Origin of the sequence: Pseudomonas putida, assembly GCF_028682175.1 — a bacterium.
Taxonomy (GTDB): domain Bacteria; phylum Pseudomonadota; class Gammaproteobacteria; order Pseudomonadales; family Pseudomonadaceae; genus Aquipseudomonas; species Aquipseudomonas putida_AD.
The window spans coordinates 1-13,767 of sequence record NZ_JANHKS010000082.1 but is presented as its reverse complement, the minus strand read 5'-3'; the positions used below and the strand labels follow the sequence as shown (position 1 = coordinate 13,767).

The 13,767-nt window shown below is 61.9% G+C and carries 12 protein-coding genes; 4 read left to right on the top strand and 8 right to left on the bottom strand.

The window, feature by feature from the left end; translation table 11 throughout:
- Positions 1 to 406 precede the first annotated feature (406 nt).
- On the bottom strand, positions 407 to 1,288 hold the full coding sequence (locus tag NPS29_RS27915) for a LysR substrate-binding domain-containing protein (protein WP_274136691.1): 882 nt from the start codon (positions 1,286 to 1,288) through the stop codon (positions 407 to 409).
- Between the two features lie 160 nt (positions 1,289 to 1,448).
- On the opposite strand from NPS29_RS27915, the gene NPS29_RS27910 reads away from it, so the two are divergent.
- Together NPS29_RS27910 and NPS29_RS27905 are read left to right on the top strand one after the other, a co-directional pair.
- Positions 1,449 to 3,086, top strand: a complete 1,638-nt coding sequence (locus NPS29_RS27910; RefSeq protein WP_274136690.1) for a 5-guanidino-2-oxopentanoate decarboxylase — start codon at positions 1,449 to 1,451, stop codon at positions 3,084 to 3,086.
- Positions 3,087 to 3,100: 14 nt separating this feature from the next.
- A complete protein-coding gene (locus NPS29_RS27905) occupies positions 3,101 to 4,543 on the top strand; it encodes an aldehyde dehydrogenase family protein (RefSeq protein ID WP_274136694.1) in 1,443 nt (480 codons plus the stop codon).
- Here the strand turns inward: NPS29_RS27905 and NPS29_RS27900 are convergent, their stop codons facing one another.
- On the bottom strand, positions 4,544 to 5,431 hold the full coding sequence (locus tag NPS29_RS27900) for an AraC family transcriptional regulator (protein WP_274136693.1): 888 nt from the start codon (positions 5,429 to 5,431) through the stop codon (positions 4,544 to 4,546). It lies immediately after the preceding gene.
- 408 nt (positions 5,432 to 5,839) lie between these two features.
- On the opposite strand from NPS29_RS27900, the gene NPS29_RS27895 reads away from it, so the two are divergent.
- Positions 5,840 to 6,193 carry an antibiotic biosynthesis monooxygenase family protein gene (locus NPS29_RS27895; protein ID WP_274136689.1) on the top strand — a complete coding sequence of 118 codons (354 nt, stop codon included), beginning with the start codon at positions 5,840 to 5,842 and terminating at the stop codon, positions 6,191 to 6,193.
- Between the two features lie 178 nt (positions 6,194 to 6,371).
- Positions 6,372 to 6,611 (top strand): hypothetical protein, encoded by a 240-nt coding sequence (locus tag NPS29_RS27890; RefSeq protein WP_274136688.1) that lies wholly within the window; start codon positions 6,372 to 6,374, stop codon positions 6,609 to 6,611.
- Here the strand turns inward: NPS29_RS27890 and NPS29_RS27885 are convergent, their stop codons facing one another.
- The 6 genes from NPS29_RS27885 to NPS29_RS27860 all read right to left on the bottom strand — a co-directional run bounded on the left by NPS29_RS27885 (position 6,612) and on the right by NPS29_RS27860 (position 13,725).
- On the bottom strand, positions 6,612 to 7,235 hold the full coding sequence (locus NPS29_RS27885) for a flavin reductase family protein (RefSeq protein ID WP_274136687.1): 624 nt from the start codon (positions 7,233 to 7,235) through the stop codon (positions 6,612 to 6,614).
- Positions 7,236 to 7,436: 201 nt separating this feature from the next.
- Complete coding sequence (locus NPS29_RS28765) at positions 7,437 to 7,916, bottom strand: hypothetical protein (protein ID WP_337993930.1); 480 nt, start codon at positions 7,914 to 7,916, stop codon at positions 7,437 to 7,439.
- A 421-nt stretch (positions 7,917 to 8,337) separates the two neighbouring features.
- Positions 8,338 to 8,802, bottom strand: a complete 465-nt coding sequence (locus tag NPS29_RS29010) for a hypothetical protein (RefSeq protein ID WP_400604672.1) — start codon at positions 8,800 to 8,802, stop codon at positions 8,338 to 8,340.
- A 235-nt stretch (positions 8,803 to 9,037) separates the two neighbouring features.
- Entirely contained in the window at positions 9,038 to 10,366 is a 1,329-nt protein-coding gene (locus NPS29_RS27870) for an MFS transporter (protein ID WP_274136683.1), read from the bottom strand.
- Positions 10,367 to 10,648: 282 nt separating this feature from the next.
- Positions 10,649 to 11,974, bottom strand: coding sequence for a sigma-54-dependent transcriptional regulator (locus NPS29_RS27865; RefSeq protein WP_274136682.1), 1,326 nt, complete (start codon positions 11,972 to 11,974; stop codon positions 10,649 to 10,651).
- Entirely contained in the window at positions 11,968 to 13,725 is a 1,758-nt protein-coding gene (locus NPS29_RS27860) for an ATP-binding protein (protein WP_274136692.1), read from the bottom strand. The genes NPS29_RS27865 and NPS29_RS27860 overlap by 7 nt, the downstream gene beginning before the upstream one ends.
- Positions 13,726 to 13,767: the final 42 nt, after the last annotated feature.

Genomic DNA, 13,767 nt, shown 5'->3' with positions numbered 1-13,767 from the left:
GATCTGGCGGGGACGTCCTCAAAATCGCCCCCGCCGGCAAGCCGTGCTGCTACGGGTCGGTGTTCGCATCTGTAGGAGCGCGCTTGCCCGCGACGGCGGCCTGTCAGTCACATCTTCATCACCCGACACACCGCCATCGCGAGCTAGTGCTCTCCCACGGCCTCCGGCCAGAAACAGTTCGAGGCCACCCCACCAAACCCGTAGCAGTCCGGTGTTCGCATCTGTAGGAGCGCGCTTGCCCGCGACGGCGGCCTGTCCGTCACATCTTCATCACCCGACACACCGCCATCGCGAGCAAGCTCCCTCCCACGGCCTCCGGCCAGAAACAGTTCGAACTCACCACACCAAACCCGTAGCAGTCCGGCTTGCCGGCGTTGGCGGTCTTGAACGCGCCGCAGGCTTTGGATCAGCGTTGTGTCGCCTGGATCAGCAGCCAGTCGAGCAACTGCTGAAGGTGCGGGGAAGGTGCGGTGCGGTTGGGGTAGACGAAATAATAGGCCGCGCCGGTGCGCACCTTGAGGTCGAACGGGGTGACCAGCCGTCCGGCGCTGAGGTCTTCGCCGATCAGCGCCCAGTCGCCCATCGCCACCCCTGAACCCTGGGACGCCACGGTCATCGCCAGGTCCATGGTGTCGAAGTGTTGCCCCTTGCCGAGGTTGCTGAGTCTGACGCCTGCTGCCTTGAGCCACTGCCCCCAGTCTTGCTCGCCCAGGGTGGGGTGCAACAGCATGTGGTGTTCTAGGTCGGTGAAATGCCCCAGAGGCTGGGCGGCTTCAAGCAATGAGCGTGAACACACCGGAGTCAGTTGTTCGTCGAACAGGTGGTGAACCTGCGTCGAATCGTCAGGATATGCGCCATACACCACCGCAGCGTCAAAGCCTTCGTGGCGAAAATCGACGCCATGGGCGATGGTCGTGGTTAGCTCGACGGGAGCGTCCGGGCGTTCCCTCTGCCACTGCATCAACCGGGGCAGCAGCCAACGGGTGATGCACGTCGGCGCCTTCAATTGCAGTGCCTGGCGGCGTTCGCCGACCTGATCCACAGCGTCTTCGATCAGCCCGAAAATATGCTCGATCCGTGGAAACAGCTCGCGCCCCTCGGGCGTCAGGCTCAACCCCCTGGCCTGGCGCTGGAACAGCCTATAACCCAGATGACTTTCCAGCCCTGCGATCTGCCGGCTCACCGCGCCTTGGGTGATGTGCAGCAATTCGGCGGCTCGGGTGAAATTGCAGCATCGGGCAACCACCAGAAATGTGTGCAGCGAGGGCAGGGGAGGCAATCGTTTCATGGGGCTACTGGTCATGAGGCATGAGCTGGGGACATGGCTAAGCATGACATTTTTTGCGTTGTCACCGATATCTCCCCACAGGTCCAATGTTCGCCTTATCTGCCGCTTTTTTCAGGCAGACCCGTGAATCGGCAATCAGAACAACGAAAGGTCCAGGCATATGGCGACGTGCGGCGAAGTATTGGTCAAGTTACTCGAAGGCTACGGTGTCGAGCAGGTGTTCGGCATTCCCGGTGTGCACACGGTGGAGCTGTACCGTGGGCTGGCCGGTTCCTCGATCAGGCACGTCACTCCGCGCCATGAGCAGGGCGCAGGCTTCATGTCTGACGGCTATGCACGCACCAGCGGCAAGCCGGGGGTGTGTTTCATCATCACCGGGCCTGGCATGACCAACATCACCACTGCCATGGGCCAGGCCTATGCCGATTCGATCCCCATGCTGGTGATCTCCAGCGTGCAGTCGCGCAGCCAGTTGGGCGGCGGGCGCGGCAAGCTGCATGAGCTGCCTGCGCAGGGAGCTCTGGTTGCAGGCGTGGCGGCCTTTTCCCACACGCTGATGTCGGCGGCCGAGTTGCCGTCGGTGCTGGCGCGGGCCTTTGCGCTGTTCCAGGCAGGGCGTCCGCGGCCGGTGCACATCGAAATTCCGCTGGATGTGCTGGTGGAAGACGCCGACGACCTGCTGACCAGTCAGCCGGTGTCGATCACCCGCGCAGGCCCGTCCCCTGCGGCGATCAAGCAGATGGCGAGTCTCTTGGCCAACGCCAGGCGGCCGTTGATCCTGGCCGGTGGCGGCGCCATCGATGCCGCACCTGCACTGACCCGCCTGGCAGAACAGCTGGACGCGCCGGTCGCGCTGACCATCAACGCCAAGGGCATGCTGCCTTCGCACCATCCGCTGCTGATCGGCTCGACCCAGTCGCTGGACCCGACCCGCGAGATCATCGAAGGCGCCGACGTGGTGCTGGCCATCGGCACCGAGCTTGCTGAAACCGACTACGACGTCACCTTCCAGGGCCATTTCAAGATCCCGGGCACCTTGCTGCGCATCGATATCGACCCCGATCAGACGGTGCGCAACTTCCCGCCGAAAGTGGCGTTGGTGTCCGATGCCACAACCGCTGCCCAGGCGTTGGTCGACGCCCTGGCTGAGTTCACCCTGGCCGAGCGCTCGCAGGATTGGGGCAGCAAACGCGCTGCTGCGCTGAAAGCCACGCTGGACACCTCATGGGATGAAGCCACCCGCGGGCAGACGCTGTTCCTCAACACCGTGCTCGAAGTGCTGCCGGAGATCGTGATCGTCGGCGACTCCACCCAGCCGGTCTACACCGGCAACCTGACGCTGGATCTGGACAAGCCACGCCGCTGGTTCAACTCATCCACCGGCTACGGCACCCTGGGTTACGCGCTGCCGGCTGCGATTGGCGCCTGGCTGGGCAGCCAGGACGCAGGCGAGCGCAACCCCGTGGCCTGCCTGATCGGCGACGGCGGCCTGCAATTCACCCTGTCGGAGCTGGCCTGCGCGGTCGAGGCGAAGACTCCGATCATCGTGCTGCTGTGGAATAACCAGGGCTACGAGGAGATCAAGAAATACATGGTCAACCGCGCCATCGAGCCGGTCGGCGTGGACATCTACACCCCGGACTTCATCGGCGTGGCCAAGGCGCTTGGCTGTGCGGCCGAGGCGGTGGACGGCGTCGAGTCCCTCAAGGCAGCGCTGCTGACGGCAAGCGACCGTCAGGGGCCGACCGTTATCGAAATCGACCAGCGCGGCTGGATGAATGGATTGAAAGCATCGTGAGTGAGGCAACTGTGTTGAGTCCGGTTCTGGCAGGTCTGTACATCGATGGCAAATGGCGCTCGGGCGACGAGCAATTGCCGGTTATCAATCCTTCAACCGAGGAACGTCTGGCCATCGTCACCGGTGGCGATGCCCGTGCGGTGGACGATGCAGTCCATGCAGCTCGCGCAGCGTTCGGCGGCTGGTCACAGACCACTGGCGCGGCGCGGGCGATGATTCTGCGCAGAATTGCCGAAGGGGTGGCGGCGCGTCGCGAACGGCTGATCGAACTGCAGTCGAGCAACAACGGCAAGCCGGGCTTCGAAGCGGCCATCGACGTGGACGATGTGATTGCCACCTTCAACTATTACGCCGACCTTGCCGAAGCATCCGACGGCCAGCAGGACCGCGCAGTGCAACTGCCTGTCGAGGATTTCACCGCGCGGCTGCGGCGTGAGCCCTGTGGCGTGGTCGGGCTGATCGTGCCGTGGAACTTCCCGATGGTCACCACCGCCTGGAAACTGGCCCCGGCACTGGCGGCCGGTTGCTGTGTGCTGCTCAAGCCGTCGGAGGTCACGCCACTGGCCGAGCTGGAACTGGCGCAGATCATTGCCGCCAGCGGTGTTCCGGCAGGCGTGTTCAACGTCGTCTGCGGCACCGGTGTGTCGGTGGGCGCGTCGTTGTCCGCGCATCCGGGAATCGCCAAGGTGTCGTTCACCGGCAGCAACGCCGTGGGCGTGCAGGTCATGCAGCGCGCCGCCGAAACGGTCAAGGGCGTGAGTCTGGAATTGGGCGGCAAGTCGTCGCTGCTGGTCATGGCCGATGCCGATCTGGACCTGGCGGTGGATCTGGCCAGTGGCGGCGGCTACTTCAATGCCGGGCAGATGTGCTCGGCCACCAGCCGCGTACTGGTTGCGCAGGAGATTCTGGAGCCGTTTCTCGAGCGTCTGGTGGCCAAGGCTCGGTCGATCAAGGTCGCAGGCCCAGGCAACGAAGACGCCGAGATGGGCCCGCTGGTGAACCAGGCGCAGTACCGGCGCGTGGTCGCGCATATCGAGGCGGGCAAGGATTCAGGCGCGCGCCTGCTGTGCGGCGGTGTGCGGCCGGCGGATCAGCCTCGCGGCTATTTCCTCACCCCCGCGATTTTCACCAACGTGCCGCTGGACAGCGCCCTGTGGCGTGAAGAGATCTTCGGCCCGGTGCTGTGCGTGCGTGGTTTCAGTTCCCAGGCCGAGGCCATCGCGCTGGCCAACGACACCCAGTTCGGCCTGGTGGCCAGTGTGGTCAGCCGCGATCTCGACGCCGCCGAGCGCATCGCCAACGCCCTTGAGGCGGGGATGGTGTGGATCAACGCGCCGCAGGTGATCTTCCCGCAGGCCTCATGGGGCGGCTACAAGCAAAGCAGCCTGGGGCGCGAACTGGGGCCTTGGGGCTTGCAGGCCTTCCAGGAGATCAAGCACGTGGTGCGCGCGGTCTGATCACAGCGTCTTGCGCAGGCGCGCCAGATCCCGCAAGGGCGGCGCGCCGAACAGCCGGCTGTACTCGCGGCTGAACTGGGAGGGGCTTTCATAGCCCACCTTGTACCCGGCCGCCGACGCTTCGAGCCCGTCGGACAGCATCAGGCGGCGGGCCTCCTGCAATCGCAGCTGCTTCTGATATTGCAGCGGGCTCATGTTGGTCACGGCCTTGAATCTATGGTGCAGGGTCGAGACGCTCAGGTTCACTTCCTTTGCCAGCTCATCGATACGCAGCGCTTGCTGGAAGTTTTCGTTCAGCCATTTGATGGCCTGGGTCACGCGATGGGTCTGGCAGTTGGAAATGGCAATTTCGTACAAGCGATAGCCTTCGCTCCCACGCAGCAGGCGGTAAAGAATTTCCCGGGTAATCAGCGGTGCGAGCATGGGGATGTCTTTCGGGCTGTCGAGCAGGCGAATCAGCCGGATCACGGCGTCGAGCAATTGCGAGTCGATGCGCTCGACATACATCCCGCGTCCGCTGGGGCGGCTCGGAACGCTCATGGGACCGGCCTCCGCAATCAACGCATTGATTTGCGCAGGGTCGATGTCCAGGCGCATCGCCAAGTGCGGCTCGTCCGGTGTCGCGTAGATCACCTTGCCGCTGATCGGCAGGGCGACTGACAGCACCAGGTAATTGAGCGGATCGTAGGTAAACACCTCGTCACCCAGGGTCACGTCCTTGCGACCTTGGGCCATGATGCACAGCGCTGGATGCACAAGCCCCGGCACCGATTGCTGGGCATGATCGTGGCGCACCATGAACAGGGACTTGATGACGGTCTGAAAACTGCCATCGGTCGGCGCATGCCGGCGAATCAGTTCTGCCAGCTCGGCGCGCTGTTGCTCCATCTGCGGGGTCAGTTCTGCAATGGGCTGGCTATCTGTCCCGGCTGGCGGGGCGGAAGAGGCGACGGTGGGCAGCATGGGAAACGTCCTCTGGCGATGCATCGATGGGGCACAGGATATTTTTGTGCAATCGACGACGGTAGACGAATACTGCCGGATGATTGCCCGATTCTGCATCAGGTTGTTGCAGCGTGCGACGAAACCCCTTGCCCATCGGGGTTTATTGCTCAAAAGTCCAAGGCGGGCTGTGACAGCTTTGTGACGGCTCCCGGCCCTGAAAAAAAGTGCCGGCGCAGGATCAGGCAATTACCGGGCAGTAATTGGCTAACGACAGTTGCACCCATGCCCTAATCTTCATTCCCGGCCGCAAAGCATTTCCTCTGTCGCGGCTGGACCAAGGGAGCACGGACAATGCAAAGCACCTCCATCGTCAGTCATCTGGTATACGCCCGCGCCAGCGCCGGGAACAGCGTGCAACTGGGCGCACGCCTGAGCACCTTGATTGCCCAGACCTCGAGAACGGCCGGCTGCCTGCATTTCGCCTTGCAGCGGTCCATGACCGAGCAGGATCTGTGGGTCATTTCCGGATTGTGGGCGGATAAATCCGCGATGAACGACTGGTTTGCCAGCCCGGAACTGAATGTATTCGCCGAGTTGATGAGTGAGCGAGTAGTGAGCAGCCTGGATTTTCAGACGTTTGCCAATGTGACGGCATTACAGGCCAGGGCCGCTTATGCCTTGCCGGATGCGCGGATGGCAGGATGATTGGCCTGGCTGTGAATGGCGCCGATCGCGAGCAAGCTCACTCCTACAGGTGCGCGCGGTTTTTTGTAGGAGTGAGCTTGCTCGCGATGGCGTCATCCCAAGCGATGAAAGTTGGCGGTTTTCAGGCGGCTCAGGTTTAAAATCCCTGCCTTTCCCTACCAAGGCAGATCTTGCTCTTATGGCACGCAAAGAATTCCAGCATCACGAAGCCGTTTCCGCCGCCGTTCCAGGTGAGGGCGGGTACAGTGCCGCCATCGCGGTCAAAGGCCTGGGCGCCGGGGGCGCGCCGACTTTTCACCGACTGCTCGTCGACCAGAAATTCAAGACTGCGCTGGACGCCGATCAGGCCGCCGTACAGGAGCTGGAGCGGCTGATCGACGTGACCAGCGAAGGCGAACTGATGTTTGCCCAGGACTGATCAGGCCTTTGGCCGGTACATCTTGAACAATGCCTCTGGGCCCAGCTGAAAATAGTCGGCCGGGCCACCGCCGCGCAGTATCGGCTCACCGGCAGCGGTGTCGTAGACGCCGTCCTTGAGCAGCCGCTTCTCGATATGCACGGCCACCACCTCTCCCAGAATCAACCAGCTCGGCACGACCTCTTTATCGGCGCGCTGCAACTGGATGATCTGCGTCACCTTGCACTCGAACGCCACCGGCGTTTCCTTCACCCGTGGCACTGACACGATGCGCGACGGCGCGGCTGTAAGGTTCGCCAATTCGAATTCGTTGATGTCGGCCGCTACCGGCGCGCAACTGGCGTTCATCTGCTCGGCCAGCGGGCGGGTGGCCAGATTCCAGACGAACTCGCCGGTCTGTTCGATGTTGTTCAGGCTGTCTTTGCGGCCAATGCTGCAAAAGCCAATGATCGGCGGCACGTAGTTGAATGCGTTGAAAAAGCTGTAGGGCGCAAGGTTGAGGTTTCCCTGAGCGTCGTGGGACGAAATCCAGCCGATGGGACGCGGACCAACGATGGCGTTGAACGGATCGTGGGGCAGGCCGTGGCCTTTGGAGGGTTCGTAGAAATGAATATCGTCTGACATCGCGGCTCCTGGGAAATCAGGCAGAACGGGGCGGCTGCTGGTGAGCAATCAAGGCCGTCATAGTGCAAGCGCAGCGCCGATGATGCCAGTCCTTGCCCGTTTTGCAGGCAAAAAAAAGCCCGACATAAGCCGGGCTACAAAGGGAGTTCGGAGGAGAACTGTGAAACGTGAAGCGTGAAACCTTGAACGTGAAACCTTGAATCAGCTAACGCGGTTGGCGCCTACGTGGTCAGCGCCGTCAGCGGCCAGGCGGTTTGCACCGACGTGGTCGGCGCCATCGGCGGCTTGGCGGTTGGCGCCTACGTGGTCGGCACCATCAGCGGCCAGGCGGTTTGCACCAACGTGGTCAGCGCCATCGGCGGCCTGGCGGTTGGCACCAACGTGATCAGCACCATCAGCGGCCAGGCGGTTTGCACCGACGTGGTCAGCGCCATCAGCGGCTTGGCGGTTGGCGCCTACGTGGTCGGCACCGTCAGCGGCCAGGCGGTTCGCACCGACGTGGTCTGAACCATCGGAAGCCTGACGATAAGAGCCAGTGTGCGAAGCATTAGTGTGGGAAGAACCACCTTCGGCGACTACATTGCCGCTCACTGCAGAATGAGTATCCGAAACAGGCAGGGCGAAAGCGCTCGATGCCAGGATGGACAGACTAAGACCAAAAAGGATGTTTGAAGTTTTCATGAAGGTTGCTCCAACTAAGTTCAATAATTTTTTCAACTTGGGTATGGAGCTAATGTTACGCGCGTACGGATTAAGTAGAAGTTAACAAGCTTGCTAACGATCATCGTTGAAAATGATAGTCCTCTGCAGCGCCCGGTTTTGAGGCGTTCCAGCGATTTTGGCTTCGAAATGGGGCGAAAACTGTCAGAACCGACAGTTCTGACTGTTGACAGATTTGATATTGTGTGATTTGTGTATTTGCTGCGTATCTGTTTGCGTGATGAGGCCCGATTCAGCCGATCCATGTCGCCATTTGCGCAAATAGCGATTATGACCAGTCAATGGCTGGGAAAGGCCCGCAAATTCAAGGGGTTTGAGAATCTGGCTTGCCAGAAAAAACTAAGCCCGGCAGAAGCCGGGCTGGGAAGGAACAGCTTTTGAATCAGCTCAGGCGGTTTGCACCGACGTGATCTGCACCGTCAGCAGCCAGACGATTTGCACCAACGTGGTCAGCACCGTCAGCGGCAACGCGGTTGGCACCTACGTGGTCAGCACCGTCAGCGGCAACGCGGTTGGCACCTACGTGATCAGCACCGTCAGCGGCAACACGGTTGGCACCTACGTGGTCAGCGCCGTCAGCAGCAACGCGGTTGGCACCTACGTGGTCGGCACCGTCAGCGGCAACGCGGTTGGCACCTACATGGTCAGCACCGTCAGCGGCAACACGGTTGGCACCTACGTGGTCAGCACCGTCAGCAGCGACACGGCCGATGTTGGTGTGGGAAGAGCCGTTCTCTGCAACTACCGGTGCGTTGACTTGTTTGGTTGCGTCAACACTTGGAAGTGCAAAAGCGCTGCTAGCCAGAATCGAGAAAGCCAGGCCGAAGATCAGTTTGTTAGTTTTCATGGTAGTTGCTCCAGATCGATTTAAGTAGTGGGTAACTCGGTATGGAGTTAACTTTACTCGGCTCTGGATTATTAAGAAGTCAATCGCATTGGTAGCGAACATCGCTGAAATTGATACTACAGAAACCGGTTGAAGATTCAGTGGGTTAGCTGCCATGGCAGCGAAAAAAAGGGCGGCTCACCTGAGTTGCCGCCCCCTTCATTGCGTACGAGAAACCCGTAGCAGCCCGGCCGTGTCAGTCGGTTTCGATCCGCGAGTGCTTCTGGGTGTCCTTCATGAACACGTAGACCAGCAGCGATACCGCGATGCAGCCCGTGACGTACCAGTAGTACCCAGTCTCCATGCCAATGCTCTTGAACCACAGCGCGATGTATTCAGCGGTGCCGCCGAAGATCGACACGGTCAGTGCGTACGGCAGGCCGACGCCCAGTGCGCGGATTTCGGTAGGAAACAGCTCGGCTTTGACCACCGCGTTGATCGAGGTGTAGCCGCTGACGATGATCAGCGCCGCCATGATCAGGAAGAATGCGCCCCACCAGGTCTGGATGGTGTGCAGGGTGCTGAGGATCGGCACGGTGCAGATCGTGCCCAGCACGCCGAAGGCGATCAGGATCGGGCGACGGCCGATCTTGTCCGACAGTGCGCCGATCACCGGTTGCAGGCACATGAACAGGAACAGCGTGGCAGCAGAGATGGTGGTGGAGTCGGAGATACTCATGCCGACCGTGTTCACCAGGTATTTCTGCATATAGGTGGTGTAGGTGTAGAACGCCAGCGTGCCGCCCATGGTCAGGCCGACCACGGTCGCCAGTTCCTTTGGATGACGCATCAGGGTGCGCATCAGGCTTTCCTTGGCCTTCTCCTTTTCCTTCTTCTGGGTGAAGGATTCGGTTTCTTCCATGCCACGACGCAGGAACAGCGCGACCACTGCGCACAGGGCGCCGATGGCGAACGGAATGCGCCAGCCCCAGGCGTTCAGTTGCTCGGTGGTGAGGGTCTGTTGCAGCACAATCAGCACGCCCAGCGCGATGAGCTGCCCGGAAATCAGGGTCACGTACTGGAAGCTGGAGAAGAAGCCGCGACGCTCCTTGGTCGCCATTTCGCTGAGATAGGTCGCCGAGGTGCCGTATTCGCCTCCCACGGACAGGCCCTGCAGCAGGCGGGCGAAGACCAGCAGAATCGGTGCGCCAACGCCGATGGTTTCATAGCCTGGTGTCAGCGCGATGATCAGCGAGCCGAAACACATCAGCAGCACCGAGGCCATCAACGCAGCCTTGCGGCCCTTGCGGTCGGCGTACAGGCCCATCAGCCAGCCACCGATAGGGCGCATCAGGAAGCCTACGGCAAAAATCGCGGCGGTGTTGAGCAGTTGGGCGGTTGTGTCGCCCTTGGGGAAGAAGACTTTGGCGAAGTAGAGGGAGAAAGCGGCGTAGACGTACCAGTCGTACCACTCGACCATGTTGCCGACCGAGCCTGAGAAAATGGATTTCAGGCGGCTTCCGGTGGTTTTTTCAGCGACAGGCGTGGCAGCCGATCCGTGCGGGACAGCGTTGGGAATAGCCATAGGTTTTCCTGCAAGTCATTGTTTTTAGAGGAGCGCAGCGATGCGGTCTGACCTGGGTAATAGCAGGAGGTGTGCCAAGGGTTGAGAGGCCCGGTCTAGAAGGGTTTGACATGAAGTAATGAGCGGAAATCCGCCGATTGGCCCGTTATGCGTAAGCAAGATTTCGCCGATTCATGAGGGCCTGTAGGAGTGAGCTTGCTCGCGATGGCGGTGTGTCAGGCAGCCCATTGACTACAAAACCGACGCTATCGCGAGCAAGCTCACTCCTACAGGGGATCGTCGTTAAAGAAACTCTTCGCGCACCAGCCCATGGCGCTGCATCTTCTCGTTCAGCGTCCTGCGCGGCAGCTGCAACTCGTGCATCACGGCCTTGATGTCGCCCTTGTGCCGGCTCAGTGCCGAACGCAGGCAATGGGCTTCGAAAGCCTCTTGCTGGGCTGCCAGAGACTGACCGCTGGGCGGCTCGACCGAGGCGGGACTGTCCAGCCCCAGCAACTGCCGCTCGGCAGCGTTGGCCAATTCGCGCACGTTGCCGGGCCAGTCGTGGCTGAGCAGATGGCTCAACTGCCCGCCGCTGAGCACCGGCGCTGCGCGGCCCAGGCGCTCTGCGGCCTGGCGCGAGAAGTGGCCGAACAGCAGCGGAATGTCCTCGCGCCGTTCACGCAAGGGCGGCAGGCGCAGTTCGGCGATGTTCAAGCGATACGCCAGGTCTTCACGGAAACGTCCGGCGCGGGCCTCTTCGAGCAAGTCGGGCTTGGTGGCGGCGATGATGCGCAGGTCAGCTTCGATACTCTGGTTGGAGCCCAACCGCTCCAGGCGCCGGTCCTGAATCACCCGCAACAGCTTGACCTGCTGGGCCAGCGGCATGCTTTCGATCTCATCGAGAAACACCGTTCCACCGTGGGCAAATTCCAGCTTGCCGATGCGCTTGCCCTGGGCGCCGGTGAAGGCACCGCTTTCGTGGCCAAACAGCTCAGCCTCGAACAGTTGTTCGGGAATGGCCGCGCAGTTCACCGCCACGAAGGGCTTCTTTGCCCGAGGCCCGAAGTCGTGCAGGCAACGGGCGACCATTTCCTTGCCGCTGCCGGTCTCGCCGCGGATCAGCACGTTGACCGGCAATTGCGCCAGATCGAGCACCTGACGGCGCAAGGTCTGCATGGATGGCGACAGGCCCAGCAGCGTAGCGTCGAGCCGGGTGCGGGTGTCGGCCTGATGAAGCAGACGGCGGTTCTCCAGCACCAGTTCGCGTTTTTCCAGGGCGCGGCGCAGGCTGTCCAGCAGCGTTTGCGGGGTGAAGGGCTTTTCCAGGAAGTCATAGGCGCCGTCGCGCATGGCGTCCACGGCCATGGGCACGTCGCCGTGACCGGTCAGCAGGATCACCGGAAGATCCGCGTCCTTGGCGCGCAATTGCCCCAACAGTTCCAGGCCGCCCATCCCTGGCATGCGCACGTCGCTCAGGATCACACCGGGAAAGTGTTCCGGCAGTTGCTGCAGGCAGTCTTCGGCGCGGCTGAACAGCTGTACCTCGAAGCCTGAAAGTGACAGCCACTGCTGCACCGCCTCGCGGATTGGGGCTTCGTCGTCGACCACGATCACCGAGTTCAACATGCGGGTTCGGCCTCCGGGGCGCGGGTCAGGGAAAAGGAAAAGCGCGCGCCGTCGTTCAGGTTTTCGGCGCACAGGCGGCCGCCCGATTCATGGACGATGGCATAGGACACCGCAAGCCCCAATCCCAAGCCATCGCCCACCGGCTTGGTGGTAAAGAAGGGGTCGAAGATGTCGGGCAGATGCTCGGCGTCGATGCCGCCACCGCTGTCGCCAACCGACAGCTGCCACTGATCGCCATGCTCCTGGATGCGGATTTCCAGGCGTTTGTGCGGCTTGTCGCGCATCGCATCCAGAGCGTTGCGCAGCAGGTTGATCAACACCTGTTCCAGACGTATGGCGTCGCCACGAACCCAGGCCGGGCGGGTCAGGTCCAGTACGCAGCAGATGCGTTCATCGCGGATGCGCGCATCGAGCAGCAACAGCGCCTGATCCACCACGCAGGCCAGGTCCAGCCGCTCGCGCAGGCCGCTGGGACTTTTGCGGGCGAAGGTCTTGAGGTGTCCGGTGAGGGCGGCCATGCGCGTCAATTGCTGGTCGATCGGCGCCAGCGCCTTATAGGCATCGTCGATCCGGCCATGATCAAGCAGCAGGCGCAGCGTTGCCAGTTGCATGCGTTGAGCGGTCAGCGGCTGGTTGATTTCATGGGCCAGCGCAGCGGACATCTGCCCCAGGGCCGCGAGTTTGGCGGATTGCACCAGCCCGTCCTGGGCGGTTTGCAGGTCCCGGGTGCGCTCTTCTACCAGTTGCTCCAGTTCTTCGCGGCTGCGCTGGCGCAGTTTTGCCAGACGCCAGCGCTGGTAGAGAAACAGGCCCAGAAACACCAGGGTCAGCCAGGCACCTGCCGCCGCCAGCCCGGCGTTGCGAATGTCTTCGTTGGCCGGTTGCGGTTTGCGCAGTAGGTGCAGTGTCCAGCCTTCCGGTTGCAGGGGCAGCGATTGCCACAGGTAGTCCGCCGGTCCGTTGGGCGCTTCGACGCGGTTCAACTGGCTGCTTTCGTTGAAGGTGCGAAGGGGCTGCCGGGTCAGGGGCGCCAGCGGTTGTTTGTCGTACTGACGTGTGCTGGCCAGCTCGGCGCGGTCCTGTTCGGACAAGTCATGCAGGGCGCGATAACGCCAGCCGGGCTGGTTGGCGATGAACAAGATGCCTTTTGCGTCGCTGACCAGCAGCAAGTCATCACCCTGGGCCCAGGTGTGTTCCAGGTCGGGGAATTCGAGCTTGACCACCATTGCACCGATGAAATGCCCGGCATCGTCGCGCACGGCATTGGCCAGGAAGTAACCGGGAATGCCGCTGGTCACGCCCACGGCGTAGAACCGCCCGATGCCGGTGGCTTTGGTCTGGGTGAAATAGGGGCGAAAGCCGTAGTTGTGCCCGACGTAACTGCTGGGCAGTTTCCAGTTGCTGGCACCGACGGCAAGCCCGTTGCGATCCAGTAATTCAAGCGTCGAGGACTGCGCCGCGCCGTTGATCTGTTCCAGCTTGAGGTTGAGCGCCTGGGTCGTCTGCGGATCGACCGGGCCCTTGAGCGCGTCACGCAATTGCGGGTCCAGAGCCAGCACGGCCGGCAGGGCGCGGTAGCGCTCGATCAGGGTTTGCAGGGTGTTGGCGTATAGCGACAGTTGGGACTGGGCACGCGCGGCGTCGTCTTCCAGAGCGTGGCGCTGGGCCTGATGCATCGCCAGCGTGGCCACCATCGCGGCACCGGCGAGGATCAGCAGCACGTAGAGAAGAAGGCGAGCGGAGCGGGGCATGGTATCAGCCTGTACTCGACGATTTTCCGGTGGGTACACGGT

Coding starts and splice junctions, on each gene's coding strand:
- NPS29_RS27915 (WP_274136691.1), bottom strand. CDS start 1,288: ATGAAACGATTGCCTCCCCTGCCCTCGCTGCACACATTTCTGGTGGTT.
- NPS29_RS27910 (WP_274136690.1), top strand. CDS start 1,449: ATGGCGACGTGCGGCGAAGTATTGGTCAAGTTACTCGAAGGCTACGGT.
- NPS29_RS27900 (WP_274136693.1), bottom strand. CDS start 5,431: ATGGAGCAACAGCGCGCCGAGCTGGCAGAACTGATTCGCCGGCATGCG.
- NPS29_RS29010 (WP_400604672.1), bottom strand. CDS start 8,802: ATGAAAACTAACAAACTGATCTTCGGCCTGGCTTTCTCGATTCTGGCT.
- NPS29_RS27890 (WP_274136688.1), top strand. CDS start 6,372: ATGGCACGCAAAGAATTCCAGCATCACGAAGCCGTTTCCGCCGCCGTT.
- NPS29_RS27895 (WP_274136689.1), top strand. CDS start 5,840: ATGCAAAGCACCTCCATCGTCAGTCATCTGGTATACGCCCGCGCCAGC.
- NPS29_RS27865 (WP_274136682.1), bottom strand. CDS start 11,974: ATGTTGAACTCGGTGATCGTGGTCGACGACGAAGCCCCAATCCGCGAG.
- NPS29_RS27870 (WP_274136683.1), bottom strand. CDS start 10,366: ATGGCTATTCCCAACGCTGTCCCGCACGGATCGGCTGCCACGCCTGTC.
- NPS29_RS27860 (WP_274136692.1), bottom strand. CDS start 13,725: ATGCCCCGCTCCGCTCGCCTTCTTCTCTACGTGCTGCTGATCCTCGCC.
- NPS29_RS28765 (WP_337993930.1), bottom strand. CDS start 7,916: ATGAAAACTTCAAACATCCTTTTTGGTCTTAGTCTGTCCATCCTGGCA.
- NPS29_RS27885 (WP_274136687.1), bottom strand. CDS start 7,235: ATGTCAGACGATATTCATTTCTACGAACCCTCCAAAGGCCACGGCCTG.